The 2,182-nt window shown below is 74.5% G+C and carries 2 protein-coding genes; both read right to left on the bottom strand.

Features of this window, described 5'->3' with window-relative positions:
* Positions 1-78: 78 nt before the first annotated feature.
* Positions 79-1,437 (bottom strand): sensor histidine kinase, encoded by a 1,359-nt coding sequence (locus tag HG542_RS04590; RefSeq protein ID WP_229922643.1) that lies wholly within the window; start codon positions 1,435-1,437, stop codon positions 79-81.
* Positions 1,434-2,141 (bottom strand): response regulator transcription factor, encoded by a 708-nt coding sequence (locus HG542_RS04585; protein WP_304414286.1) that lies wholly within the window; start codon positions 2,139-2,141, stop codon positions 1,434-1,436. The genes HG542_RS04590 and HG542_RS04585 overlap by 4 nt, the downstream gene beginning before the upstream one ends.
* Between the last annotated feature and the right edge of the window lie 41 nt (positions 2,142-2,182).

The raw sequence follows: 2,182 nt of genomic DNA, 5'->3' as shown, positions 1-2,182 counted from the left end.
CGCGAGTTCGAGTCTCGTCGTCCGCTCTGAAGTTGAAGGCCCCGGTCACGTCGACCGGGGCCTTCGTCGTCTCCGCCTTCAGGCCTCGGGGAACCGCAACCGGAAGCGTGCTCCCCCGCCCTCGGCCCGTTCCGCCGTGAGGTCCGCCCCGTGGGCGCGGGCGATCTGGCGGGCCATGGCCAGGCCCAGGCCCGAGCCGGGCAGGGCGCGGGCCTGGCGGGAGCGGTAGAAGCGGTCGAAGACGTACGGGAGATCCTCGGCGGAGATGCCCGGGCCGTGGTCGCGCACGGTCAGGTCGACGGCTCCGGCCGTCCGCGCCAGCCGCACCTCGACCATGGCGCCGGCCGGGCTGAACTTGGCCGCGTTGTCGAGCAGGTTGGACAGCAGCCGGGCCAGCCGGGCCGGGACGCCGGGGACGGTGACCTCGGTCACGTCGACGGTGAAGACCGTGTGCGGCCAGTGGCCGCGGGCCTGGGCCACGCAGCTCTCGACGAGGGAATCGAGGCGGACCTGCTCCACCAGCTGCTGCGGCTCCTCGTCGCGGGCCAGCTCGATCAGGTCGTTGACCATGCCCGTCACCTCGCGCATCTGGCGTCCCAGGGACTCGGCGGCGCGGTCGCGCTGGGCGGCGGAGAGACGGTCGGCGCGGGCCAGGAGTTCGGCGTTGGTGCGCAGTGCGGTGAGCGGGGTGCGCAGCTCGTGGGAGGCGTCGGCGACGAGGCGGCGCTGGGCGGCCACCGCCTCCTCCAGCTCGCCGAGCATGGTGTTGAAGCTCGTCGCGAGGCGGGTGATCTCGTCCTCGCGGCGCGCCTCGTACGGGCGCAGCTCGATGCGGTGGGCGGGGTCCCGGGTGGCGGCGATCCGCTCGGCGGTGGCCGTGAGGCGGGTGACGGGGCGCAGGGACGTCCGGGACGTGGCGTAGCCGAGGCCCGCCGCGAGCAGGACGCCGGCGCCGCCGACCGCGCCGAGCAGCAGGCCCGCCTGCCGGACGCCCTGGTCGACGGTGTCGGAGCGGATGGCCACCTGCAGGGCGAGGTGCCCCGGGAACTGCTGCGTATACATGCGCAGGGCGCGGCCGTCGAGGCTGACGTTGCTGTAGTACGGGCCCAGGGTGCCGGCCGCGACGCGGCGGGTGGCGCCGGTGACGGGCAGGACCAGGCCGCTCTGGCCGGGGGCCGTGGTGTCGGCCGGCACGAGCTGGGCGCAGGCGGGGGCGGCCAGCCAGGAGCACTCGCCGTAGAGCGCGCCGGGGCCGCTGCCGCGGTTCTGCTGGGTGATGAGGGTGGCCTGCTGCTTGAGCTGGAGGTCCAGCTGGCGGCCGAGCTCGTAGCGGATGACGACGTACGCGGCGGCCAGCACGCCGAGCGCGACCAGGGCGACGGCCGCGGAGGTGACCAGGGCCAGACGGCCGCGGAGCCGGAGGCGGATGCGCTTCACCGGTCGCCCGGCTCGCTGAGGCGGTAGCCGATGCCGTGCACCGTGTGGATCAGGCGGGGGGCGCCGCCCGTCTCCAGCTTGCGGCGCAGATAACCGATGTAGACCGCGAGGGAGTTGGACTCCGGGCCGAAGTCCGTGCCCCACACCCGCTCCTGGATCACCTCGCGGGGCAGCACCTGTCCCGGGTGCCGCAGGAAGACCTCCAGCAGGGCGAACTCGGTGCGGGTGAAGTCGAGTTCGGTGCCGCCGCGCACACCGGTGCGGGTGACGGGGTCGACGCGGAGGTCCGCGAAGGCGAGGTCGGTGCCCTCGGCTTCGGGGGGTGCCGCCGGGGCCGCGCGGCGGAGGAGGGCGCGGAGGCGGGCCAGGAGCTCGTCCAGGGCGAAGGGTTTGACGAGGTAGTCGTCGGCTCCCGCGTCCAGGCCCGCGACGCGGTCGGCGACGGCGTCGCGGGCCGTGAGGACGAGCACGGGGGTGCGGTCGCCGAGGGAACGGAGGCGGCGGCAGACGGCGAGCCCGTCGAGGACGGGCATGGCGAGGTCGAGGACGATCGCTGCCGGAGCCCTTTCGGCGATGGCCGAAAGGGCCTCCAGGCCGTCTGCCGCGGAGCGGACCGCGTAGCCCTCGACGGTGAGGCCGTCGACGACCGCTGCGCGGACGTCGGGGTCGTCGTCCACGACCAGGACGACTGGCATCTGGGGCATGCCGTTCAGTTTCGCAGGCCGAATCTGAGAGCGCTCTTATC

It is taken from the genome of Streptomyces morookaense, assembly GCF_013030945.1.
Taxonomy (GTDB): Bacteria; Actinomycetota; Actinomycetes; order Streptomycetales; family Streptomycetaceae; genus Streptomyces; species Streptomyces morookaensis.
The sequence above is the reverse complement of the archived record's forward strand: the minus strand, read 5'-3'. Positions and strand labels throughout refer to the sequence as shown.